Origin of the sequence: Protaetiibacter intestinalis (assembly GCF_003627075.1) — a bacterium.
GTDB lineage: Bacteria > Actinomycetota > Actinomycetes > Actinomycetales > Microbacteriaceae > Homoserinibacter > Homoserinibacter intestinalis.
In genome coordinates, this window is record NZ_CP032630.1 from 2,201,706 (window position 1) to 2,224,734 (window position 23,029).

Below are 23,029 nucleotides of genomic sequence, written 5' to 3' on the forward strand. Positions count from 1 at the left end.
CCGAAGGGAGCGACACATGCCCGCGCATCTTGCGGCACCCGCTCCCATCTCCCGTCTTCGCCGCGCGACTCGTGCGGTCTTCGGTGCCGTGGCCGCCTTCGCCGCCGCGATCGTCATCGCCCTCGGCGCGGCGGGCGGCACCTACGCCTACTTCAGCAGCTCCGCTCAGCTGAACGCCGGAACCATCACCGCCGGCACCGCGGATCTCACCATCCAGAACGTGGCGAGCTATCCGATCGCAGGCCTCGACGCCACCGCGCTCGTCCCCGGCGCCTCCGTCTTCACGAGCACGCCGCTCACGGTCAAGAACACCGGTGACGCGAGCCTCAAGGTCACCCAGGGGGCGGCCTCGTTCTCGACGACCGGCACCCTGAAGGACTACCTCGTCATCAAGGTCGGGCTGGTGGGCAACGGCGTCACGAGCTGCACCGCCGGCCTCGGAACGGCACTCGGTTCCGGTGTGACCCTCGCGGCCGGTGGGCAGATGAAGGTGTGCGTCACCGTGACCCTCTCCTCGAGCGCGCCCGGCAGCGTCGCCGGTCAGCCTCCGGCGCAGTTCACGATCCCGCTCGACGGCGAGCAGGTGCATCCGTGATCCGCCGCATCGCCGCAGTGCTCGGCGTCGTCGTGTTCCTCGTCGCGGCGGGGACGAGTCTCTCCTACGCCTACTGGACCGCCTCCGCGGGCATGACCACCCAGGTGGCCGTCGCCAACCCCGTCCTGACCAACTGCAGCAACATCGTGACTCTCCAGAACGGGAGCTTCGAGACCGCGTCGCCCACGCTCACCGACAACAACTGGACGCAGGCTTCGACGCTGTCCAGTTGGACGTCCACGGTTCCGGGGTCGAGCACGTCTCGCGCTGCCGAGGTCTGGCGGGGCAGCGTCGTCAGCCCGATCCTCCCCGCGTCGGGCGCGCAGAACATCGAGCTGAACAGCACGGACCCGACCACGATCTACCAGCAGGTCACCACCACGCCCGGCCAGGTGCTGCGCTGGGGCTTCTGGCACCGCGGCCGCGACAGCGCCACGACGGGCGACCAGGTCAAGCTGACCATCGGTCCGGGCGGCACCAACGCCACCACCTCGACGACGATCACGACCACACCCCTCACCCAGATCTTCACCACCACCAACACCGCGTGGGTCTACTACAGCGGCTCCTACACCGTGCCCTCCGGCCAGACCACGACGCGTCTGAGCCTGACCTCGATCTCCACGGGCGGTGGCAACGCGTCGCAGGGCAACCTCATCGACGACGTCAGTCTCGGCACCGGCCCGTGCGTGACAGCGACCTCGGCCGTCACCAACGTGACGACGGGTAGCACCACGACGTACCGGGTCGGCGAGACCGTGCGATACGTCACCACCGTCGCCAACTCGGGGGGAGCCGCCGCCGCATCCTCGGTCGCGAAGATCGTCCTCCCGGCGGGGCTCACCCTCGTGCCCGGCTCGCTCAAGGTCGGCACGACCGCGGCCACCGACGCGGTCGGCGACGACCTCGCCGAGTACGTGTCGGGAACCCGCACGATCGTCGCCCGGATCGGCGCCGGTGCGACCTCGTCGGCCGGCGGACGCGTGGCACCCGGTACTCCTGTCACCGTCACCTACGACGCCGTGATCGCGGTCAGTGCACTGGGGCAGACGATCACCCAATCTCCGACGGTCGAGTTCGTCGACGAGGCGATCCCCACCTGGACGCTCAGCGTGACCGGGGCGCCGCTCTCGATCACCGTCGCCAACGGAGCAGACATCGCCGTGAGCGTACTGGCGACGCCGACGCTCGCGGCCGGATCAGCGACGTGGAGCTTCCGCATCACGAACAACGGGCCGCAGGACGCCACCGGGGTCAGCGTCTCGCTCGCGCTTCCCAGTGGAGTGACGTTCGGCACCGGAGCGATCAGACGCACGTCGAGTGACACGGGGACGACCACCACGACGACGGGTTGCAGCCGGTCCGGCACGACCGGCACGTGCACGATCGGTGCCCTCGCATCCGGCGAGGGGCGGACCGTGACCGTCACGGGCACGATCCCGACGAGTCCGGCCGCCAGCTACTCGGTCACAGCCAGTGTCACCAGCACGAGCTACGACCCGGTGGCGTCGAACGACACCGTGACCAACACCTCGGTCGACACCGAGAAGCCGACTGCTCCGGGAAGCTTCTCGGCACGACGAGATGACGTCACCAAGGTGTACCTCACATGGAGTGCATCGAGCGACAACGTCGCCGTGACGGGCTATCGCCTCTATCGCAACGGTGCGACGACGCCGATCGCGAGTCTGAACCAGAGCACGACCAACTACACCGATACCGCCGTGTCCGCCAGCTCGGTCAACTGGTACACCGTCGTCGCCGTCGACGCCGCTGGGAACGTCTCCGATACCTCCGAGGTCGGCGTCTTCATGTACCGAGCGGGCACCGAGTACCGCATCACCTATCCCGGATCCACGCCGACGCGTTGCGTCGGCGGCGCGAACGGGAGCGATGGCGCAGCACTCCGGGTGCAGGACTGCTCGACGTCGACCAACCAGCGGTTCACCTTCACCTCCGGTTCGTACAACTCGGCCCAGCTGTCTCCGGTGAACAATTCGGACCGTCGGTGGTCGACGAACGGTTCGACGACCGCCAACGCCTCCGTGGTGCTGGAGGACGCGTCCTGGAGCAGCGCTCGTCCCTACTGGCTCTACGACGACCGCTACCGCTGGGACATCGGTGTCGTGAAAGACGCCACCACGGGGGCGCTCTATGTGACGTTCGAGAGCCGGAACTCCGGTCGCTGCCTTGCCGCGGACGGCACGTCCCTGCTGCAGGTGAACTGCGACGCGACCGCGACCGCGCAGCGGTTCTTGGTGTCGGAGTACTGATGGGTTGGATCATTCGGCTGACGGCCGTCGTGCTGCTCGTCATGACGGCATGCCTCGGGCCGCTTGCGGGTGCTCCATCAGCACAGGCGGCGACCCCCGAGATCGTCGTCAGCACGGACGGGGTCAACTTCGCACCCACCACCTCGGTCGAGCTCTTCGACGACCTGGCGCTCATCGTGCCGGGTGACTCCATGAGCGGACAGCTGTGGGTGCGCAACCAGAGCGGCACCTCGGCGCTCGTGCGCGTCGCCGTGACCGACCTCGTCGTGCCCTCCCCGGCGTTCGGCGCTGCGGTGACGCTCTCGTCCACCATGAACGGGTTCACCTACGCGTCGACTCTGGGCAGCCTCTCCGACTGCAAGGTCGTGGTCGAACCGCAGACCATCGCCGCAGGCGACACGGCGCGCGTCGACTTCGATGTGCTGATGAGCAGCGCTACCAGCGGCAGCGACGCCCAGGGTGAGACCGCATCCCTCGGCTTCATCGTGACCGCGCACGACTGGGCCGCCGGGCCCTTCCCGGACGACAACGGCTGCACCTCGCTCGCGACCGGCGGGGGAGGCGGCAACGCGGGCGGGACGGCGCCGTCGCTGCCGTACACCGGAACCGAGGTGCTCTCGGCCACGTTCGTCGCGATCGGGCTCGTCGGCCTGGGTACCCTGTTCGCGGTCTTGCGGCGCAAGCGTCAGGACAAGGAGACTCGTCGATCGTGAGCGATGAGACGATCCCGGCAACCGCCGCCCCTCAGAAGAAGGAGGCGGGCCTCTGGGCGTACCTTCGGGTGTCCCTGAGCGTCACCGTGCTCATCGCACTGCTCGCACTCGCCGCCGCGGTCATCGTCGTGCCCGCCGCGACGGGGGCCACCCCGCTCACCGTGCTCACGAGTTCGATGGAGCCCACGCTCCCCCCGGGCACCCTCATCGTTACGCGCCCCGTCGAGCCCTCCGACATCCGGATCGGCGACGTCGTCACCTACCAGTTGCACTCCGGCGAGGCGACGGTCGTCACCCACCGCGTCATCGCGGTGAGCAAGACCGCCGGTGGCGAGTACAGCTTCACCTTCCAGGGCGACAACAACTCGCAACCCGACCCCGATGAGATCCGCGAGGTGCAGATCCAGGGTCGGCTCTGGTACTCGGTGCCCTACATCGGTTGGGTGAACACTTGGATCAACGGCGAGGCTCGGGCGTATGTCGTTCCCGTGATCGCGGGCGGGCTTTTCGCCTTCGCGATCTGGATGCTCATCTCCGGGATGATCGACAAGGCCAAGAAGCGCAAGGCCGTCGCGGCGGGCGAGAAGGTCTCCGGGCGGCGGAGGGCCGGCACGCCGGTCTGACCTGCCTGCCCGTGTCATGAGATCCCGATCCCCCCGGTCCGGACTCCGGTATCGCCTCGCGGCGCTGCTCGGAGCCGTCATCGCGCTCACCCTCATCGGCAACGTCTCCGCTCAGGCGTTCTGGTCGGCCACGACCACGGCCACCGGCACGGTGCGCGTCGCAGATCCCGCCGTGACGCTGATCGGCTACGCCGATCTCACGAAGAGCTACACGAGTGCGTCCCTCGGCCCCTACGTCGCGTCCCTCAGCATCCAGGCGACCGGATCCGGTCCGGTGACCCTGTCGATCTCGACGACCACGACCAACGCGGCGCTCGCCGGTCAGATCAGCCTCAGCCTGTGGGTGCGCAGCGGTGGCAGCTGCGGCACCTCGGGCAGCGGGGCGACCACCGGCACCCTCGCCGCCCCGCCCGCGCTCCCCACCGGTGCGACCAGCCTGGCAGCTCCGGGTTCGGTCGTCGTGTGCGCCGCGACGACCTTCACCGGGAGCTCCGCCACCTATGGCGGGCAGTCGACGACCGTCACCCTCAAGCTCACCGGAACCACGACAGGCAGTACGTGGACGGCGTCGGCGAGTGGAGCGTTCACGCAGGACGTCGGCGGCAGCATCGCCAACTGCGCTGAGGCGGATGGAAACTACAACGCCATCATCAGCTGGAGTAATCCGGCCGGTGTTCCGACGTCGACGCAGTACCGGGTGTCCGTCGTTCCGCTCGGCGGGGGAAGCGTCATCGAGGTGCAGGGGAGCCCGAGCTACTGGAGCACGATGCAGTACGTCGGCTCGTCCCTCTTCTCCACGGCCGGGTCATTCCGTGTCCAGGTGCGGATGTACACCGACTCGAGTCTGGCGGGGCCCGGCACGATCATCGCCACCCGCGACGTCACGGTCACCCCCAACCAATGGCACAGCAGCATGCTGATCTTCTGCGCGTGAACGCGGCCGAGACGCCCGCGCGCGACATCCGGCCGTAACCCGGCGCCCCTAGGCTTGGCCGGGTGAAGGCCATCCGACGGTTCACCGTCCGCACCGTGCTGCCCGAGGCGCTCGCCCCGCTCGAGGAGCTCGCCGCGAACCTGCGTTGGTCGTGGCACCAGCCCACCCTGGAGCTCTTCCGCGACATCGCGCCCGAGCTGTGGGATGCGCTCGGCAAGGATCCGTACGGACTGCTCGGCGAGGTGGAACCGGCCCGGCTCGCGGAGCTCGCGGCCGACGAGGCGTACGTCGCCCGTGCGGAGGCGCAGCGCGACGAGCTGCGCGCCTACCTCTCCGAGCCGCGCTGGTATCAGGGCCTCGCCGACGCGCCCGCCACGATCGCCTACTTCTCGCCCGAGTTCGGCATCGCGGATGCGCTTCCCCAGTACTCGGGCGGCCTCGGCATCCTCGCGGGCGACCACCTCAAGTCGGCCTCCGACCTCGGCGTGCCGATCGTCGGCGTCGGCCTGTTCTACCGTTCCGGCTACTTCCGTCAGGCCATCTCGCGCGACGGTTGGCAGCTCGAGAGCTACCCCGTGCTCGACCCCGACGGGCTGCCCATGAGCGTGCTGCGCGGGCCGGACGGCGCCGCGATGCAGGTCATCCTCGCCCTGCCCGACGGCAAGGCCCTCACCGCACGCATCTGGCGCCTCGCGGTGGGCCGCGTCACCCTGCTGCTGCTCGACACCGACGTGCCCGAGAACTCGGAGGAGCTGCGCACCGTCACCGACCGCCTGTACGGCGGCGGAGGCGAGCACCGCCTGCTGCAGGAGCTGCTGCTCGGCATCGGCGGCGCCCGCGCGGTCGGCCTCTACACGCGCCTCGCCGGGCTGCCCGAGCCCGCCGTCTTCCACACCAACGAGGGCCACGCGGGCTTCCTCGGGCTCGAGCGCATCCGCGAGCTCGTCGCCGACGGGCTCTCGTTCGCCGAGGCACTCGAGGTGGTGCGCGCGGGCACCGTCTTCACGACCCACACGCCCGTCGCGGCCGGCATCGACCGCTTCGACGCCCCGCTCGTCGAACGCTACTTCTCCACGGACCTGCTGCCGGGCGTCGACGTGCAGGACGTGCTCGCGCTCGGCGCCGAGGACTACGCGGGCGGCACCCCCGACACCTTCAACATGGCGGTCATGGGGCTGCGGCTCGCCCAGCGCGCGAACGGCGTCTCGAAGCTGCACGGCGAGGTCAGCCGCCACATGTTCGGCGCGCTGTGGCCCGGCTTCGACCCCGGCGAGGTGCCCATCACCTCCATCACCAACGGCGTGCACCCCGCCACCTGGACCGACCCCCAGGTGCGCGCGCTCGCCGCATCCCGCCTCGGCACGAGCGACGCCACAGCGTGCGACTGGACCTCGGATGCCGTCACCGACGCCGAGCTGTGGGCGCTGCGCGGCAGCCTCCGCGCGCAGCTCGTGGCCGACGCACGCACCCGCATGACGAACGCGTGGGACGAGCAGAACCCCGGCGTGCCCGCGCCGCCGTGGTACCGCGAGCTGCTCTCGCCCGACGTGCTCACGATCGGCTTCGCCCGCCGGGTGCCCACCTACAAGCGCCTCACCCTCATGCTGCAGGATCCGGACCGCCTCCGCGCCCTGCTCACCGACCCCGAGCGGCCCGTGCAGCTCGTCGTGGCCGGCAAGTCGCATCCGGCCGACGACGGGGGCAAGCGCCTCATCCAGCTGCTCGTCGAGTTCTCGCAGGAGCCGGATGTGCGCGAACGCATCGTGTTCCTGCCCGACTACGACATCGGCATGGCGCAGAAGCTCTACCCCGGATGCGACGTGTGGCTCAACAACCCGCTGCGGCCGCTCGAGGCGTGCGGCACCTCCGGCATGAAGGCGGCGCTCAACGGCTCGCTCAACCTGTCGATCCTCGACGGCTGGTGGGCCGAGTTCCACGACGAGGGCAACGGCTGGGCGATCCCCTCCGCCGACTCGGCGGGGGACGCCGCGGAGCGCGACGCGCTCGAGGCGGCCGCCATGTACGACCTCATCGAGCACCAGATCGCCCCGCGCTTCTACGACCGCGGGGCCGACGGGGTGCCGGGCGCCTGGGTGGGCGACATCCGCCACACCCTCGCGACGCTGTCGCCCGCGCTGTCGGCCGACCGCATGGTGCGCGAGTACGTCGAGCGCCTCTACCTGCCGGCCGCCGCCGCCGAGCAGGCGATGACCTCCGCGGATGCCGGCGCGGCCCGCGAGCTCGCCGCATGGACCGCGAAGGTGCGCGCCGCGTGGCCCGAGGTGCATGTGGCGCACGTCGAGTCGGGCGGGGTCGACGCCTCGCCGCACGTGGGGGAGGAGCTGCACGTGCGCGCCTTCGTCGAGCTCGGCGACCTCGCGCCGACGGATGTCGCGGTCGAGCTCGTGCACGGGCGGCCCCGCTCCGGCGAGGAGCTCGCCGACCCGCAGGTGCTGCCGCTCGAGCTCGAGAGCTACGACCTCGGCAAGCCCGCCGTCTACACCGGGTCGGTGCGCTTCGCGCGGGCCGGCGGTTTCGGCTACACGGTGCGCATCGTGCCGCGGAACCCGCTGCTCGCCTCCGACGCCGAGCTCGGCCTCGTCGCCCTCGCCGGATAGCGCCCTCGCCGGATAGCGCCCGGTCGGATAGCGCCCGACACAGGGTCGGGCCGCCGCGCGATCCGAACGCACGACGGCCCGACGTGGGGTCAGGCGCCGATCACGGCGTCCAGACGATGTTGGGGTTCACGTGGCCCGTCCAGTCGAAGACGGCCATGTTGTCCCACTGGTTGCCGGTGCCCCAGATGTTGGCCGGGTCCCAGCCGTTGCCCGAGGTCGCGACCCACGTCGGCTCCCAGTAGAAGACACCGATGGCGCCCGCGTTGCGCGCCGTGTTCTGGATCCAGGTGAACTCGGTCGCCTGGCCGGTCCAGCTCGCGGCGTTGCCGTCGCAGGTGGCGCTCGTCGAGTTGGCCTCGCCGTCGGCGTTCGCCGTGGTGAACGGGTACGCGGTCTCGGCGATGACGACGGGCTTCCCGTAGCGCGACTTGGCGTCGACGATCACGTTGTACAGGTTCGCGAGCGTGCCGTGCCACATGCAGTAGTACGAGAGGCCCGTGATGTCCCACGAGACGCCCTTGGCCTTGATGCCGTCGTAGAACCAGCGCATGTTGGCGTCGCTGTCGGCGTCGGCGGTGTGGATGATCACCTGCGTGCCGCTGCTGCACGCCTTCGTCGCGTTGTAGCCCGACTTCAGCAGCAGCGAGAGGTTCGTGAAGTCGTTGTTCACGACCTTGCCCTCGTTCCACAGCATCCCGACGTTGATCTCGTTGCCGATCTGCACGCTGTCGGGCGTCGTGCCCTGGTTCTTGAGCGCGGTGCACACGTCGTAGGTGAAGTTGTAGACGTCGGTCTGCAGCTGGCCGATGTTGTGCGAGGCCCAGGCGGCCGGCTTGTACTGCTTGCCGGGATCGGCCCAGGTGTCGCTGTAGTGGAAGTCGATCATCACCTTGAGGCCGAGCGCCTTCGCGGATGCCGCCTGCTGCAGCACCCGGGCCTTGTTGTTGTAGCCGCTCGCCGGGTTGTTCCAGACCCGCAGGCGCACGTAGTTGACGCCCTTGTTCTTGAGGATCTGCAGCGGGTTCTGCGCGACGCCTGCGGCGTTGTAGTAGGTCACCCCGAGGTCGAGGCTGCGCTGCAGCGACGAGACGTCCGCTCCGAGCATCGTGAGGGTGCCCGCCGCCGTCGCGCTCTCGGGCTCGGCGATGCCTCCGACGGTCAGGGTGGATGCCGCGACGAGCGCCGCGGCGAGGGTGAGGCCGCGACGCCGGCGGCGTCGGGCGGGGGAGGTGGTGCGCATATCTCTCTTCTCCTCGTTGAGAAAGTGGCGATACTGGGACCGGTCACAGACTGTGACCGGTTACAGTCAGGCACGACCGTGCCGCGCTGTCAAGCGTCAGCGTGCGATATCGGCCACCACGGCATCCGTGGCGCGGATGAGATCGGCGGGCGCGAGCCCCAGGTCGAAGCCGCGGCGACCGCCCGAGACGTAGACCACATCCCACAGCTCGGCGGTCTCGTCGAGCACCGTCTCGTGTCGCAGCTTCTGGCCGATCGGGCTGATGCCGCCCACCACGTAGCCGGTGCGCTTCTCCGCGAGCGCGGGGTCGGCCATCGCCGCCCTCTTGCCGCCGACCGCCGCCGCGAGCGCCTTCAGGTCGAGCTTGCCCGTCACCGGCACGATCCCGACCACCAAGCGCCCGTCGACGTCGGCGAGCAGCGTCTTGAACACCTGATCGGGGTCGAGCCCGAGGGCGGTGGCCGCCTCCATGCCGAAGTCGCGGTTCGCGGGGTCGTGCGCGTAGGCGTGCTCGCTGAAGGGGATGCCGGCCGCCGAGAGCGCGGCCGTCGCGGGCGTTCCGGCCATCCGGCTCAGTCCGCCCGGAACAGCAGCATCGAGGTGGGCGCCATCGCGAGCTCCTCGCCCGGGTGGTGCACGCCCTCGATGCCGGTGATGTCGTCGTGCCCCGAGTCCCACAGCAGCGTGTACCGCTCGACGCCCTCGTGCGCCGGCAGGGTGACCGTGACATCCGTCTCGAGCCCGTGCACGACGAGCAGGATGCGGTTGAACTCCTCGAACTCGGGCGTCGACGCGGCGAGGTACTGCAGGGTGCGCTCCTCGGGGGAGTCCCAGTCCTCGAGGCTCATCGCCTGGCCCTCCTTGTTGTACCAGTCCATCTGGCTCGCCGAGGGGGTCGTCTCACCCCAGCGCCCGAAGCGCACGGGGCGCAGCGCCGGGTTCTCGCGGCGCAGTCGGATGAGCGTCTGCACGACCTCGAAGAGGTCCTGCTGCCACTCGTTGCGGTCCCAGCTGAGCCAGGTGAGCTCCGAGTCGTGGCAGTACGCGTTGTTGTTGCCGCGCTGGGTGCGGCCGAACTCGTCGCCCGCGGTGAGCATCGGGATGCCGGCGCTCAGCAGCAGGGTGCCGAGCAGGTTGCGCACGGCCTTGCGCCGGGTGGCCTGGATCGTCTCGTCGCTCGTCGGGCCCTCGACGCCGTGGTTGTAGGACTTGTTGTCGCTCGTGCCGTCGCGGTTGTTCTCGCCGTTGCCGAGGTTGTGCTTCTTGTCGTAGGCCACCAGATCGGCCGCCGTGAAACCGTCGTGGGCGGTGATGAAGTTGATGCTCGCGAGCGGCCCGCGCTCGAGCGAGAACACGTGGTTCGAGCCGGCGAGCCGCCGTGCGAGCGAGCCGATGCCCTCGCTCGCCGAGCCGGTCTCGCGCGCCCGCGCGATGTCCCGCAGCCAGAAGTTGCGCATCCGGTCGCGGTAGCCGTCGTTCCACTCCGACCAGCCGCGCGGGAAGTTGCCCACCTGCCAGCCGCCCATGCCGACATCCCACGGCTCGGCGATCATCTTGACGCCCTGCAGCGCCGGGTCCTCGAGGATGGCGTGCAGCAGCGGATGGTCGGTCGAGAACTCCGCACCCGCGCCGCGGCCGAGGGTGGCGGCGAGGTCGAAGCGGAAGCCGTCGATCTGCACCTCGTTCGCCCAGTAGCGCAGCGAGTCGAGCACGAGCCGCTGGGTGACCTCGAGCTCGTAGTCGAGCGTGTTGCCGCAGCCGGTGGTGTCGATGTAGCTGCCGTCGGCCTGCTGGCGGTAGTAGCTCGCGTTGTCGATGCCGCGGAACGAGCTCGTGGGGCCGCCGCGGCCCTCCTCGGCGGTGTGGTTGTAGACGACGTCGAGGATCACCTCGAGCCCCGCCTCGTGCAGCAGCTTGACCATGCCCTTGAACTCGCGCAGCACCGCGCCGGTGCCGCCGAACTGGGCGTCGCGCGTCGCGTAGGCGCCGTGCGGGGTGAAGAAGTTGAGGGTGTTGTAGCCCCAGTAGTTGACGAGGCCCATCTTCGCGAGCCGCTGCTCGGAGACGAACTGGTGCACCGGCAGCAGCTCGACCGCCGTGACGCCGAGCTCCTTCAGGTACTCGATGGTCGACGGGTGCGCGAGACCGGCGTAGGTGCCCCGCAGCTCCTCCGGCAGCGCCGGGTTGAGCTTCGTGAGGCCCTTCGCGTGGGCCTCGTAGATGACGGTGTGATCGAGCGGGGTGTTCGGCTTGCCGACGCCGCCCCAGTCGAAGGCGTCGTCCTGCACGTAGCCGCGCCAGGCGCCGTCGCGGGTGCGGGCGAGGCCGCGCGCGTACGGGTCGAGCAGGTACCGATCGGGGTCGAAGTCGTGGGTGGGGCCGTCCGGTCCGTCGACGCTCAGCGCGTACCAGGTGCCCGCCGCGAGGGATCGCGTGGTCGCGTGCCAGACGTCGCCGTCGCGGGTGAGCGGCACGCGCTTCGCGACCCAGGAGAGGTCGTCGGCGTCGAAGATGCACAGCTCGATCGAGGTGGCGTTCGCGCTCCACACCCGGATCTCGCCGCCGCGCGAGGTGAGGTGCACGCCGAGGCTGCGAAAGGGATCGGCGGGCGACATGACGTCTAGGTTAGGACGTGCGCGTGACGGACTTGTAAACGCGAACAGCAGGAGCCTCATGGCGGTCTACCTCGACCACGCCGCGACCTCGCCCATGCCGGAGGAGGTGCTCGCGGCCTACACCGACGCGTTGCGGCTCGTCGGCAACCCCTCCTCGATCCACGGACCGGGGCAGGCGGCGCGCGAGCTGCTCGAGTCGGGTCGGGAGGCGGTGGCCCGCTCGCTCGGCGTCGACCCCGTCGAGGTCGTGCTGACGGGCGGCGGCACCGAGTCGGTGAACCTCGGCGTCAAGGGGCTGTACTGGGCGGCGCGCGCGGCCGACCCAGCGCGGCGCCGCATCGTCGTGCCGCTCGGCGAGCACAAGGCGACCATCGACGCGGTCGAGTGGCTCGAGCGCCACGAGGGCGCGGCGGTCGACTGGGTGCCGCTCGATGCGGCGGGACGCATCCGCCTCGACGCGTTCGCGGGGGCGCTCGCCGAGGGAGGCGACGAGGTGGCGCTCGTGACGGCGCTGTGGGCCAACAACGAGGTGGGCACGGTGCAGCCGGTCGCCGAGCTCGTGGAGCTCGCCCACGCGCGCGGCGTGCCCGTGCACCTCGACGCGATCGCCGCCTACGGGCAGCTGCCCATCGACGTGCACGCGGTGGGCGCGGATGCCGTGTCGGTGTCGGCGCACAAGATCGGCGGGCCGGTGGGCATCGGGGCGCTCGCGCTCGCCCGCACGGCGAAGCTCGAGGCGCTGCTGCACGGCGGCGACCAGCAGCGCGGCCGCTCGGGCACCCAGGATGCCGCCGGCGCGGTGGCGTTCGGCGCCGCGGCCGCTCGCGCGGTCGCGGCGCTGCCGCTCTCGCGGGTCGCGGCACTGCGCGACCGTCTCGTGGCGGGCGTGCTCGCCTCCGTCGACGGCGCGGTGCTGCGCGGCGGGGCCGGTCCGGAACGCCTCCCCGGCAACGCGCACTTCACCTTCGCGGGCGTCGACGGCGACGCCCTGCTCTACCTGCTCGACGCATCCGGCATCGCCGTCTCCACCGGCTCGGCCTGCCAGGCGGGCGTCGCCGAGCTCCCGCATGTGCTCCTCGCGATGGGGGTCCCCGAGTCCGAGGCCCGCGGCGCCCTGCGCGTCACCCTCGGCCACGACACGACCGACGCCGACGTCGACGCCTTCCTCGCCGCGCTGCCGGCCGCGGTCGCCCGCGCCCGCGCCGCCGCATCCTGAGTCCAGAAATGCAGGAGATCCTTGCCGAGGTGACGGCTGCGTCCTGACTCCGCGGCGACCGGCCCGGGATTCTCCTGCATTTCTGGGAGGGGAGGGCCGGACGGCGAGCCGCGTACCCTGGAGCGGTGAAGGTACTCGCGGCGATGAGCGGCGGCGTCGACAGCGCCGTCGCGGCCGCGCGCGCCGTCGAGGCGGGCCACGAGGTGGTCGGCGTGCACCTCGCGCTCAGCCGGATGCCGGGGACGCTGCGCACCGGATCCCGAGGCTGCTGCACGATCGAGGACTCGATGGACGCCCGCCGCGCCGCCGCCAAGCTCGGCATCCCCTTCTACGTGTGGGACTTCTCGGAGCGCTTCCGCGCCGACGTGGTCGACGACTTCGTCGCCGAGTACGCGGCTGGCCGCACCCCCAACCCGTGCATGCGCTGCAACGAGCGCATCAAGTTCGCGGCCCTGCTCGACAAGGCGCTCGCGCTCGGCTTCGACGCCGTCGTCACCGGCCACTACGCCGAGGTGCGGCAGGGCCCGGATGGCGTGGAGCTGCACCGCGCCGCCGCCTGGGCGAAGGACCAGTCCTACGTGCTCGGTGTGCTCACCGCCGAGCAGCTCGCGCACTCCTGGTTCCCGCTCGGCGCCACCCCTTCGAAGGCCGAGGTGCGGGCGGAGGCGGAGGCGCGCGGGCTCTCGGTCGCGGCGAAGCCCGACAGCCACGACATCTGCTTCATCCCCGACGGCGACACCCGCGGCTGGCTCGCCTCCCGCGTCGGCGCGGAGGAGGGTGCGATCCTCGACCGCTCCGGCGAGCGCATCGGCACCCACCCGGGCGCCGCGGCGTTCACGGTGGGTCAGCGCAAGGGCCTCAACATCGGCTACCCGTCCCCGGACGGCCGCCCGCGCTTCGTGCTCGAGGTGCGCCCGAAGACCAACGAGGTGGTCGTCGGCCCGAAGGAGGCGCTCGCGATCTCCGAGCTCGCCGGCGCCCGCTTCAGCTGGGCGGGCGCCGCACCCGCGGATGCCGCATCCGGTTTCGACTGCGAGGTGCAGGTGCGCGCCCACGCCGACCCGGTGCCCGCGACCGCCCGCCTCGAGGACGGCGAGCTCGTCATCCGCGTCGAGGAGCCCATCGAGGGCGTCGCCCCCGGCCAGACCGCCGTCGTCTACGTCGGCACCCGCGTCGTCGGCCAGTGCACGATCGACCGCACCGTCTCCGCCGTCCCAGCCTCCCGCTAGCCCCCGACGCTGAGTGGTCGGTTTCTGGCCCCATTCGGCGCTTTTGGGGCGAGAAACCGACCACTCAGCGGCGCGACGTCGGGGAGGGGGAGGGGGACGGGCGGCCGTCGGGGGTCGGCCGTAGGCTGGCAGCCGTGGCACGTGGGGCGAAGACCGACGAGGTGGAGCAGGTTCCGGAGGCGACGCGCACCTCGCTGCAGCGGGCGCACGCGGAGGCCGAGGCACTGACCGCCCGCATCCTCGAACTGCGCGAGGCGTACTACGAGCGCGACACGAGCCTCGTCGATGACGCCGAGTACGACGGCCTCATCCACCGCCTCGAAGAGCTCGAGCGACTCTTCCCCGAGCTGCAGAGCCAGGACTCGCCCACCCAGACCGTCGGCGGCGGCACCGAGACGAGCGGCCTCGCCACGATCGTGCACGCCGAGCGCATGCTGAGCCTCGACAACGTCTTCTCCGCCGACGAGCTGCGCGAGTGGTGCGTCAAGACCGCGGATGCCGCGGGCCGCCCCGTGCACTGGCTCACCGAGCTGAAGATCGACGGGCTCGCGATCAACCTGCGCTACGAGCACGGCGTGCTCACGAGCGCCGCCACCCGCGGCGACGGCCGCACGGGCGAGCTCGTCACCGAGAACGCGCTGCGGCTCGCGGATGTGCCCGAGCGTCTCTCGGGCACGGGTCACCCCGCGCTCGTCGAGGTTCGCGGCGAGGTGTTCATCCCGGTGAAGGCCTTCGAACGGTTGAACGCCCTGCAGGCGGAGCTGCGCGAGCGCGCCTTCGCCGAGTCCGAGGAGCGGTCGAAGGGCCGCGCGGGCGCCTTCGACGAGCAGAAGGCCCGCGCCTCGGCCGCGCGGCGGTTCCCGGCGTTCGCCAACCCGCGGAATGCGGCATCCGGAGGGCTGCGCCAGCAGCTCGACAAGAAGGACGGCCTCGAACTCGAGGCGGCCCTCGCCCGCGTCGGGTCGCTGCGGCTGTACGTGCACGGCATCGGCGCCTGGCCCGACCCGCCCGTCGCCTCCCAGAGCGAGATCTACGGCCTGCTCGAGGGCTGGGGCCTGCCCACCACCCCCTACAGCCGCGTGAGTCCCGACGTCGACGGCGTCATCGCCTACGTCGAGCACTACGGCGAGCACCGCCACGACGTCGAGCACGAGATCGACGGCATCGTCGTGAAGGTCGACGAGCTCGCCCTGCACGACGAGCTGGGCGCCACGAGCCGCGCCCCGCGCTGGGCCATCGCCTACAAGTACCCGCCCGAGGAGGTGCAGACGACGCTGCTCGACATCGTCGTCTCGATCGGCCGCACCGGCCGCGCCACCCCCTTCGCCGTCATGGCGCCCGCGCACGTCTCCGGTTCGACCGTGCGGCAGGCGACCCTGCACAACCAGGACGTCGTGAAGGCGAAGGGCGTGCTCATCGGCGACACGGTCGTGCTGCGCAAGGCCGGGGATGTCATCCCCGAGGTGCTGGGGCCCGTGGTCGAGAAGCGCGACGGCACCGAGCGCGAGTTCGTGATGCCGGCGGACTGCCCCGAGTGCGGCACCCCGCTCGCGCCCGCCAAGGAGGGCGACGTCGACCTGCGCTGCCCGAACGCGCGCGCCTGCCCCGCCCAGGTGCGCGGTCGCGTCGAGCACATCGGATCGCGGGGTGCGCTCGACATCGAGGGGCTCGGCGAGGTGGGGGCCGCCGCGCTCACCCAGCCCGAGATCCCGCGCCCCGCACCGCTCGAGACGGAGGCGGGGCTCTTCGACCTGACCCTCGAGCAGCTCATGCCGATCGAGGTGGTGGTGCGCGACGTCGAGACCGGCGAGCGCAAGACGCTGCCCGACGGCTCCTACGACCTGCGCACCCCGTTCCGCAAGATCGTGCAGCACGCCCGGAAGGACCACCCCGCGGTCGAGGGCCCCTCGGAGGTCGCGAAGACGCTGCTCGACGAGCTCGAGAAGGCGAAGACGAAGGAACTGTGGCGCTTCCTCGTGGCCCTCAACATCCGGCACGTCGGCCCCGTCGCGGCGCGTGCCCTCGCCGACTGGTTCGGCTCGCTCGACGCCATCCGCGGCGCCACCCGCGAGGAGCTCGCGGCGGTCGACGGCGTCGGCGGGATCATCGCGGATGCCGTGCTCGACTGGTTCACGATCGACTGGCACGTCGACATCGTCGAGCGCTGGGCGGCCGCCGGCGTGCAGTGGGCGACGCCGGGGCATCCCGGGCCGGGCAACGCGGCGGCGGCCGATGGGCCGCTCGCGGGGCTCACCGTGGTGGCCACCGGCGCCCTCGAGGGCTACACGCGCGAGGGCGCGCAGGAGGCGATCATCCGCGCGGGCGGCAAGGCCGCCTCCAGCGTGAGCAAGAAGACGGACTTCGTGGCCGCGGGCCCGGGAGCCGGCTCGAAGCTGACGAAGGCGGAGGAGCTGGGGGTGCGCATCATCGACGCCGCCCAGTTCCGCATCCTCGTCGAGCAGGGGCCCGCCGCGCTCGACTGAGCGGCCACGGGGCGCCGGGCGGACTGTTACGGGTCGATTTCCGCCCGGCCGGTGGGGCGTATTCCGGCGGTAGAATGACCCGTCCGCTGCTGAGAGTCACTGGGAAGGCAATCAGCTGTTCGAGGTCACCGCGCTTCTCGCCACCCCGATGCTGGTGCTCGGGGTCGTCGTCATGCCTGCGGGTGCGCCCGATCCGCTCGTCGCGCCGATCGGCCCCTCGGCGGGGATCGTCTCCGGACCGTCGACGCCGCTCGACCAGCTGACCGGCATCTCCTTCCTCGACCGGCTCGGCGACCTGTCGCGCGGTGAGGTGCACAGCTACCTCGCCGCGCACCCGGATGCCGTCTCCGAGCTGCTCGCCCAGCCGCCGGCCGCCGCGTCGGTGGCGGGGTGGTGGGCCGCGAGCCCCGCGTCGACCCGGCGTGCCCTGCTGAGGGGGGCGCCCGAGCTCGTCGGCAACCTCGAGGGCGTGCCGTTCTCGGTGCGCGACACCGCCAACCGCTCCTCGCTCGCGGCGGCGGCGGATGCGCTCGAGAAGCGGCTGAACGGCCAGGTGGGGCGCGCCGAGCGCGAGGAGCTCGGCACCCGGCTGCACATGGTGGAGCAGGTGGCCGAGGCGCTGCTGCCGAAAGACGGTCACTCCCGGCGGCTGTTCGCCTTCGACCCGACAGGCGAGGGGCGTGCGGTGATCGCGATCGGCGACCTCGCACGCGCCGACTACGTGAGCATCCTCGTGCCGGGCATGTTCTTCGGGGTGGACGCCCAGATCGCCGCCTGGAGCGACACCGCCGAGTCGCTCGTCTCCGACCAGGAGGCGTGGCTCGACCGACTGCACCCGGGTGAGCACCTCGCCGTGGCGGCAGTGGCGTGGATCGGCTACCGCACCCCGAGCCTCGTCAACGTCGCCTCCATGGAGCTCGCCCGCGAGGGGCAGCGCGAGCTCACCGCGACCCTGCAGGGGCTGCGGGCGGCACGCGGCGACGACCAGCCGTACCTCGCGGTGCTCGCCCACTCCTACGGCTCGACCGCGGCGCTGCTGTCGCTCGCCGAGGACGACGTCTCGGTCGACGCGCTCGCCCTCGTCGGCTCGCCCGGCAGCCCCGCCCGCACCGTGAGCGAGCTGCAGGTGACCGACGGCAACGTGTGGGTGGGGGCCGCGGATTGGGACCCGATCCCCGCATCCGGGGTGTTCGGCAGCCAGCCCACCTCGGCCTCGTACGGCGCCCACCGCTTCTCGGTGGCGCCCGGCGTCGACCCGATCACGGGGCAGCGGCTGAACGGCGCCGTAACCCACAACGACTACTTCTCCGAGGGCGGCAGCTCGCTGCGCAACCTCGCGCTCATCGGCATCGACGAGGGTGCGCTCGTGACGGATGCCGACCGCGCGGCGGGCGACGCGATCAAGGCGTCGGGCAAGCGGCAGGCGCCGGTCGCGTAGCCGGGCCCCCATCCGCCCCTCGTAGGATGGAGGTCGTGTCTGAGATCACTCCGGAAGTCGTGCGCCATCTCGCCGACCTCGCACGCATCGGGCTCACCGATGACGAGGTGCAGCGTCTGACCGGGGAGCTCGGCCAGATCGTCGACGCGGTCGCCACCGTGCGGGCCGTCGCGACGCCCGACGTGCCGGCGACGAGCCACCCGATCGCGCTCGGCACCGTGACCCGCCCGGATGTCGTGGGCGAGACGCTCACGCCCGATCAGGCGCTCGCGGGCGCCCCGGAGCGCGACGGCGACTACTTCAAGGTCACCTCGATCCTGGGGGAGGAGCAGTGAGCCTCGTCACCAAGTCGGCGGCCGAGCTCGCCGCCCTGCTGGATGCCGGCGACGTCTCGAGCGTCGAGGTCACCCGGGCGCACCTCGACCGCATCGCGGCGGTCGACGGCGACATCCACGCCTTCCTGCACGTGAACCAGGCCGCGCTCGACACGGCGGCGGCGGTCGACGCCGCGCGCGCCGCGGGCACCGCATCCGGGCTCGCCGGCGTGCCGGTCGCCATCAAGGACGTGCTCTGCACCCTCGACATGCCCTCCACCTCGGGGTCGAAGATCCTCGAGGGCTGGGTGCCGCCGTACGACGCGACCGTCGTCGCGCGCCTGCGCCAGGCGGGCCTCGTGCCGCTCGGCAAGACCAACATGGACGAGTTCGCGATGGGTTCCTCCACCGAGCACTCGGCCTACGGCAACACCCACAACCCGTGGGACCTCACCCGCATCCCGGGCGGATCCGGCGGCGGTTCGGCCGCGGCCGTCGCGGCCTTCGAGGCCCCGCTCGCGCTCGGCTCCGACACGGGCGGCTCGATCCGCCAGCCCGCCGCGGTGACCGGCTCGGTGGGCGTCAAGCCCACCTACGGCGGCGTCTCGCGCTACGGCGCGATCGCGCTCGCCTCCTCGCTCGACCAGGTGGGCCCGGTGACCCGCACCGTGCTCGACGCGGGCCTGCTGCACGACGTGATCGGCGGGCACGACCCGCACGACTCGACCTCGATCCCGGATGCCTGGCCGTCGTTCGCGGAGGCCGCGCGTGCCGGCACCCGCGAGGGCGCCGTGAAGGGGCTGCGCATCGGCGTCGTCTCGGAGCTCGCCGGCGGCGAGGGCTTCCAGCCCGGCGTCGTGACGCGGTTCCAGGAGGCGCTCGCGCTGCTCGAGGCGCAGGGGGCCGAGCTCGTCGAGGTCTCGGCGCCGTCGTTCCGGTACGCGATCGCCGCGTACTACCTGATCCTCCCGGCGGAGGCGTCCAGCAACCTCGCCAAGTTCGACTCGGTGCGCTTCGGTCTGCGGGTGACCCCCGACGGCCAGCCGACCGTCGAGGACGTCATGTCGGCGACCCGCGAGGCGGGCTTCGGCGACGAGGTGAAGCGCCGCATCATCCTCGGCACCTATGCCCTCTCGGCGGGCTACTACGACGCCTACTACGGCTCGGCCCAGAAGGTGCGCACGCTCATCCAGCGCGACTTCGACGCCGCCTTCGCGAACGTCGACGTGCTCGCGACGCCGTCCGCCCCGACGACCGCGTTCCCGCTCGGCTCCAAGGTCGACGACCCGCTCGCGATGTACCTCAACGACCTCACCACGATCCCCGCGAACCTCGCGGGCGTGCCGGGCATCTCGCTGCCCTCGGGGCTCGCGGAGGAGGACGGCCTGCCGGTCGGCATCCAGTTCATGGCGCCCGCCCGCGAGGACGCGCGCCTGTACACCGTGGGCGCCGCGCTCGAGCAGCTGCTGCAGTCCCAGTGGGGCGGCCCCCTCCTCGCGAAGGCTCCCGCGCTGTAACCCCTGCGCTGGCGACGCGTCTCGAGATCGGCGGGTGACCCCACCCCTCTCAGTGGTGGTGGTGCTCGCCCGGCACGACCACCGCATCCGCCGGGCCGTAGGCCGCCGCGATGTCCCACGAGGCGCCCCAGCCCTCGCCGGGCTCGCCCTCCGGCCAGCCTGCGGGGGAGTCCTGCCACGACTCCCGCCGCCCGTACGGCAGCAGGTCGATGAGCGCGAAGGTGTGGCTCAGCTGTTCGGTGCCGCGCCCGTTGGTGTGCCAGGTGCGGTAGACGGTGTCGCCGTCGCGCAGGAACACGTTGACGGCGAAGCCGCCGTCGCGCGGGGCGTCCATGTCGGCGCCGAAGGGGCTGTCGAAGGTCGAGTACCACTCCATGCGGTTGCCGACCTTGTCGCGGTAGGCGAGCAGCTCGTCGATGGGCGCCTGCGAGACGAGCACGAAGCGCGCGTCGTAGGGCTCGAGGAACTCGAGCCGGGTGAACTGCGCGGTGTAGCCGGTGCAGCCGGGGCACTGCCACTCGGCGCCCCGCTGCCACATGTGGTGGTAGGTGATGAGCTGCGTCCTGTCCTGGAACACCTCGGCGAGGGTGACCGGCCCGTGCTCGCCGACGAGGGTGTACTCGGGCAGTTCGACCATCGGCAGGCGGCGTCGCTGGGCGGCGATGGCGTCGAGTTCGCGGGTGGCGGCCTTCTCGCGGATGCGGAGCTCGTCGAGCTCGGCGCGCCAGCTGTCGGCGTCGGCCACGCGGGGGAGTGCGGATGTCATGGATCCTCCTCGATCGTATGTGGACACTGTACACATGGGTGCCGACATCCGCATCCGCGCCTACGATCGAGATGACCGACCACGACGAGGTGACGCCATGACCGACACGATGTTCGCAGCGATCGCGCGGGAGTTCGGCTCCCCGCTCGTGATCGAGGAGCTGCCGGTCCCCGAGCCGGGCCCCTTCGAGGCACTCGTGCGCGTCGAGTACACGGGGCTCTGGCACACCGACCTGCACGCGATCGAGGGCGACTGGCCGGTCAAGCCGAGCCCGCCGTTCGTGCCGGGCCACGAGGGGCACGGCGTGGTGGTCGCCGTCGGCGACCAGGTGCGCCACCTCGCGGTCGGCGACCGCGTCGGCAACGCGTGGCTGTGGAGCGCGTGCGGCGAGTGCGAGTTCTGCCTCACCGGGCGCGAGACGCTGTGCGAGCAGCAGCAGAACGGCGGCTACAGCGTGAACGGCTCCTTCGCCGAGTACATGCTCGTCGACTCGCGCTACGCGGGCCGCATCCCGGAGGGCGTCGACCTCGTCGAGATCGCGCCGATCCTGTGCGCCGGCGTCACCGTGTACAAGGGCCTCAAGGTGGCGGACGTGCGCCCCGGCGAGTGGGTGACGATCTCGGGCGTGGGCGGGCTCGGGCACCTCGCGGTGCAGTACGCCGTCGCGATGGGGCTCAACGTGGCCGCCGTCGACGTGGGCGACGACAAGCTCGAGCTGGCGACGAAGCTCGGGGCGGCGATCGTCGTCAACGCCGAGAAGGACGACCCCGTGGAGGTGATCCAGCGGGAGGTGGGTGGCACGCACGGCGTGCTCGTCACGGCCCCGAGCCGCAGCGCCTTCGCCCAGGCGATGAACATGGTGCGCCGCGGCGGCACCGTGTCGATCACGGGCCTGCCCCCGGGGGACTTCCCGGTGAGCATCTTCGACACCGTGCTGCGCGGCACGACACTGCGCGGCTCGATCGTGGGCACCCGGGCGGATCTCGCGGAGGCTCTCGACTTCGCGGCCCGCGGCAAGGTGCGCACGATCGCGACCGAGCATCCGTTCGGCGAGGTCAACGAGGTGCTCGACGAGATGCGGCACGGCCACATCACCGGGCGCGCGGTGCTCAACATCCGCGACGCCGCGTTCTGAGCCGACTCAGTCGGGCACTCGGATGACGGCGAAGCCGTCCCAGCCCTTGTCGCCGACCGTCTGGATGGCGGTGGCCTCGAGCCCCGCGGCGACGATGTCGTCGACGAGGCTGCGAACGCACTCGACGGCGGCCGTCGTGTCGTCGGGGTCGGCGACGGCGCCGCCGCGCACGACGTTGTCGACGATGATGAGGCCGCCGGGGCGCGTGAGGCGCAGCGAGGCGGCGAGGTAGAGCGGGTTGCTGGGCTTGTCGGCGTCGATGAAGACGAGGTCGTACGGTTCGACGCCCTCGGAGATGAGGCGATCGGCCGTGTCGGCGGCGGCGCCCAGGTGCACCTCGACGCGGTCGGCCACCCCGGCGGCATCGAAGTTGACGCGCGCGATGGCCGCGTTGCCGGCGTCGAGCTCGAGGGTGTCGACGTGGCCCGTGGGTCCGACCGCCCGGGCGAGCCAGATGGTCGAGTAGCCGGCGAGCGTGCCGAACTCGAGCACGCGCCGCGCCCCGATCGCGCGCGTCAGGATGGCGAGCAGCGCGCCCTGGTGCGGGGTGACATCCGCCCCGGGGAGCGTGGTCTCGCTCGAGCTCGCGTGGGCGGCGTCGAGGGCGGGGTCGTCGGGGAACAGGCGGGCGAAGTAGTCGTCGACCTCGGTCCAGGTGCTCATGCGCCCGAGGCTACGCCTTTCCGGGTTCTACAGTTCGGCCGAGATGAGGGTCTCCGCGGCCGCGCGGGCGACGGCGGCGGCATCCGGGGCGCCCGAGATGGCGGCGGTCGTCTGCGCCCCCTCGGCGAGGATCGCGAGCTGGGCGGCGAGTAGCTCCGAGCCGCCGAGCTGGGTCACGAGCTGCGCCATCCGCTGCTGGAAGGCGGCCTTCTGCTCGCGCACGACCGCCGCCACGCGCGGCGAGGTGGCGCCGAGCTCGGCGAAGGTGTTGACGAAGACGCAGCCGCGGAAGTCGGCGTCGCAGAACCAGGCGGCGAGGAAGTCGTACACGGCGAGCACTTTGCTGCGCGCGTCGGGGGCCGCGTCGATGAGGCTCTCCACGCCTTCCGTCCAGATGGACCGTCGGCGCTCGAGCACGCCCACGACCACGTCTTCCTTCGAGGGGAACATCGAGTAGAGGCGCTTGAGGGAGACCCCGGATGCGTCGCGCAGCTGGTCCATGGTGACGGTCGAGACGCCGCGGGCGTAGAAGAGCTCGTCGGCGGTCTGCACCACGCGGGTGCGCGGGTCGGTTGTTTCGGTGGTGTTCATCGTCACGTCGACATCATAGCTTGACTTGAGAACGGACGTTCTCTAGAGTGATCGACATCAGAGAAC

Annotated in this window: 19 protein-coding genes; 13 read left to right on the forward strand and 6 right to left on the reverse strand. The window is 71.5% G+C overall.

Translation table 11 applies throughout. The features are described from left to right. Window positions 1-16: 16 nt before the first annotated feature. The 6 genes from D7I47_RS10410 to glgP all read left to right on the forward strand — a co-directional run bounded on the left by D7I47_RS10410 (window position 17) and on the right by glgP (window position 7,756). Window positions 17-595: a TasA family protein gene (locus D7I47_RS10410; protein WP_120762979.1), complete on the forward strand. Its 579-nt coding sequence runs from the start codon at window positions 17-19 to the stop codon at window positions 593-595. Continuing rightward, window positions 592-2,868, forward strand: a complete 2,277-nt coding sequence (locus D7I47_RS10415) for a DUF11 domain-containing protein (protein WP_120762980.1) — start codon at window positions 592-594, stop codon at window positions 2,866-2,868. Before D7I47_RS10410 ends, D7I47_RS10415 begins: the two co-directional genes overlap by 4 nt. Beyond that, the gene (locus tag D7I47_RS14775) at window positions 2,868-3,581 is read left to right on the forward strand and encodes an LPXTG cell wall anchor domain-containing protein (RefSeq protein WP_157981700.1); all 714 of its coding nucleotides are present in this window, start codon (window positions 2,868-2,870) and stop codon (window positions 3,579-3,581) included. The genes D7I47_RS10415 and D7I47_RS14775 overlap by 1 nt, the downstream gene beginning before the upstream one ends. Continuing rightward, complete coding sequence (locus tag D7I47_RS10425) at window positions 3,578-4,204, forward strand: signal peptidase I (protein WP_157981701.1); 627 nt, start codon at window positions 3,578-3,580, stop codon at window positions 4,202-4,204. The genes D7I47_RS14775 and D7I47_RS10425 overlap by 4 nt, the downstream gene beginning before the upstream one ends. Before the next feature lie 16 nt (window positions 4,205-4,220). Then, entirely contained in the window at window positions 4,221-5,138 is a 918-nt protein-coding gene (locus D7I47_RS10430) for a hypothetical protein (protein WP_120762982.1), read from the forward strand. A gap of 62 nt (window positions 5,139-5,200) precedes the next feature. Further along, on the forward strand, window positions 5,201-7,756 hold the full coding sequence (gene glgP, locus D7I47_RS10435) for an alpha-glucan family phosphorylase (protein ID WP_120762983.1): 2,556 nt from the start codon (window positions 5,201-5,203) through the stop codon (window positions 7,754-7,756). Between the two features lie 100 nt (window positions 7,757-7,856). Here the strand turns inward: glgP and D7I47_RS10440 are convergent, their stop codons facing one another. The 3 genes from D7I47_RS10440 to glgX all read right to left on the reverse strand — a co-directional run bounded on the left by D7I47_RS10440 (window position 7,857) and on the right by glgX (window position 11,611). Then, window positions 7,857-8,996 carry a glycoside hydrolase family 53 protein gene (locus D7I47_RS10440; protein ID WP_120762984.1) on the reverse strand — a complete coding sequence of 380 codons (1,140 nt, stop codon included), beginning with the start codon at window positions 8,994-8,996 and terminating at the stop codon, window positions 7,857-7,859. A 96-nt stretch (window positions 8,997-9,092) separates the two neighbouring features. After that, on the reverse strand, window positions 9,093-9,563 hold the full coding sequence (gene ybaK, locus D7I47_RS10445; protein WP_120762985.1) for a Cys-tRNA(Pro) deacylase: 471 nt from the start codon (window positions 9,561-9,563) through the stop codon (window positions 9,093-9,095). A gap of 5 nt (window positions 9,564-9,568) precedes the next feature. Further along, on the reverse strand, window positions 9,569-11,611 hold the full coding sequence (gene glgX / locus D7I47_RS10450) for a glycogen debranching protein GlgX (RefSeq protein ID WP_120762986.1): 2,043 nt from the start codon (window positions 11,609-11,611) through the stop codon (window positions 9,569-9,571). A 58-nt stretch (window positions 11,612-11,669) separates the two neighbouring features. Here glgX and D7I47_RS10455 point away from each other — a divergent pair, with 58 nt between their 5' ends. The 6 genes from D7I47_RS10455 to gatA all read left to right on the forward strand — a co-directional run bounded on the left by D7I47_RS10455 (window position 11,670) and on the right by gatA (window position 19,808). Then, on the forward strand, window positions 11,670-12,827 hold the full coding sequence (locus D7I47_RS10455; protein WP_120762987.1) for a cysteine desulfurase family protein: 1,158 nt from the start codon (window positions 11,670-11,672) through the stop codon (window positions 12,825-12,827). A 125-nt stretch (window positions 12,828-12,952) separates the two neighbouring features. Further along, window positions 12,953-14,056: a tRNA 2-thiouridine(34) synthase MnmA gene (gene mnmA, locus D7I47_RS10460; protein WP_193726430.1), complete on the forward strand. Its 1,104-nt coding sequence runs from the start codon at window positions 12,953-12,955 to the stop codon at window positions 14,054-14,056. 134 nt (window positions 14,057-14,190) lie between these two features. Beyond that, the gene (ligA, locus tag D7I47_RS10465) at window positions 14,191-16,539 is read left to right on the forward strand and encodes an NAD-dependent DNA ligase LigA (protein WP_405083434.1); all 2,349 of its coding nucleotides are present in this window, start codon (window positions 14,191-14,193) and stop codon (window positions 16,537-16,539) included. Between the two features lie 148 nt (window positions 16,540-16,687). Beyond that, complete coding sequence (locus D7I47_RS10470; protein ID WP_120762988.1) at window positions 16,688-17,977, forward strand: alpha/beta hydrolase; 1,290 nt, start codon at window positions 16,688-16,690, stop codon at window positions 17,975-17,977. Window positions 17,978-18,003: 26 nt separating this feature from the next. After that, window positions 18,004-18,312, forward strand: a complete 309-nt coding sequence (gene gatC, locus D7I47_RS10475) for an Asp-tRNA(Asn)/Glu-tRNA(Gln) amidotransferase subunit GatC (protein ID WP_193726431.1) — start codon at window positions 18,004-18,006, stop codon at window positions 18,310-18,312. Then, window positions 18,309-19,808 carry an Asp-tRNA(Asn)/Glu-tRNA(Gln) amidotransferase subunit GatA gene (gene gatA, locus D7I47_RS10480; protein WP_120762990.1) on the forward strand — a complete coding sequence of 500 codons (1,500 nt, stop codon included), beginning with the start codon at window positions 18,309-18,311 and terminating at the stop codon, window positions 19,806-19,808. Before gatC ends, gatA begins: the two co-directional genes overlap by 4 nt. Window positions 19,809-19,857: 49 nt before the next feature. Here the strand turns inward: gatA and D7I47_RS10485 are convergent, their stop codons facing one another. Further along, window positions 19,858-20,574, reverse strand: coding sequence for a DUF899 domain-containing protein (locus D7I47_RS10485; protein ID WP_120762991.1), 717 nt, complete (start codon window positions 20,572-20,574; stop codon window positions 19,858-19,860). 97 nt (window positions 20,575-20,671) lie between these two features. On the opposite strand from D7I47_RS10485, the gene adhP reads away from it, so the two are divergent. Then, window positions 20,672-21,709 carry an alcohol dehydrogenase AdhP gene (adhP, locus tag D7I47_RS10490; protein WP_120762992.1) on the forward strand — a complete coding sequence of 346 codons (1,038 nt, stop codon included), beginning with the start codon at window positions 20,672-20,674 and terminating at the stop codon, window positions 21,707-21,709. Window positions 21,710-21,715: 6 nt separating this feature from the next. Here the strand turns inward: adhP and D7I47_RS10495 are convergent, their stop codons facing one another. Beyond that, on the reverse strand, window positions 21,716-22,372 hold the full coding sequence (locus tag D7I47_RS10495) for an O-methyltransferase (protein WP_120762993.1): 657 nt from the start codon (window positions 22,370-22,372) through the stop codon (window positions 21,716-21,718). 27 nt (window positions 22,373-22,399) lie between these two features. Further along, window positions 22,400-22,963: a TetR/AcrR family transcriptional regulator gene (locus D7I47_RS10500; protein WP_120763922.1), complete on the reverse strand. Its 564-nt coding sequence runs from the start codon at window positions 22,961-22,963 to the stop codon at window positions 22,400-22,402. Window positions 22,964-23,029 lie beyond the last annotated feature (66 nt).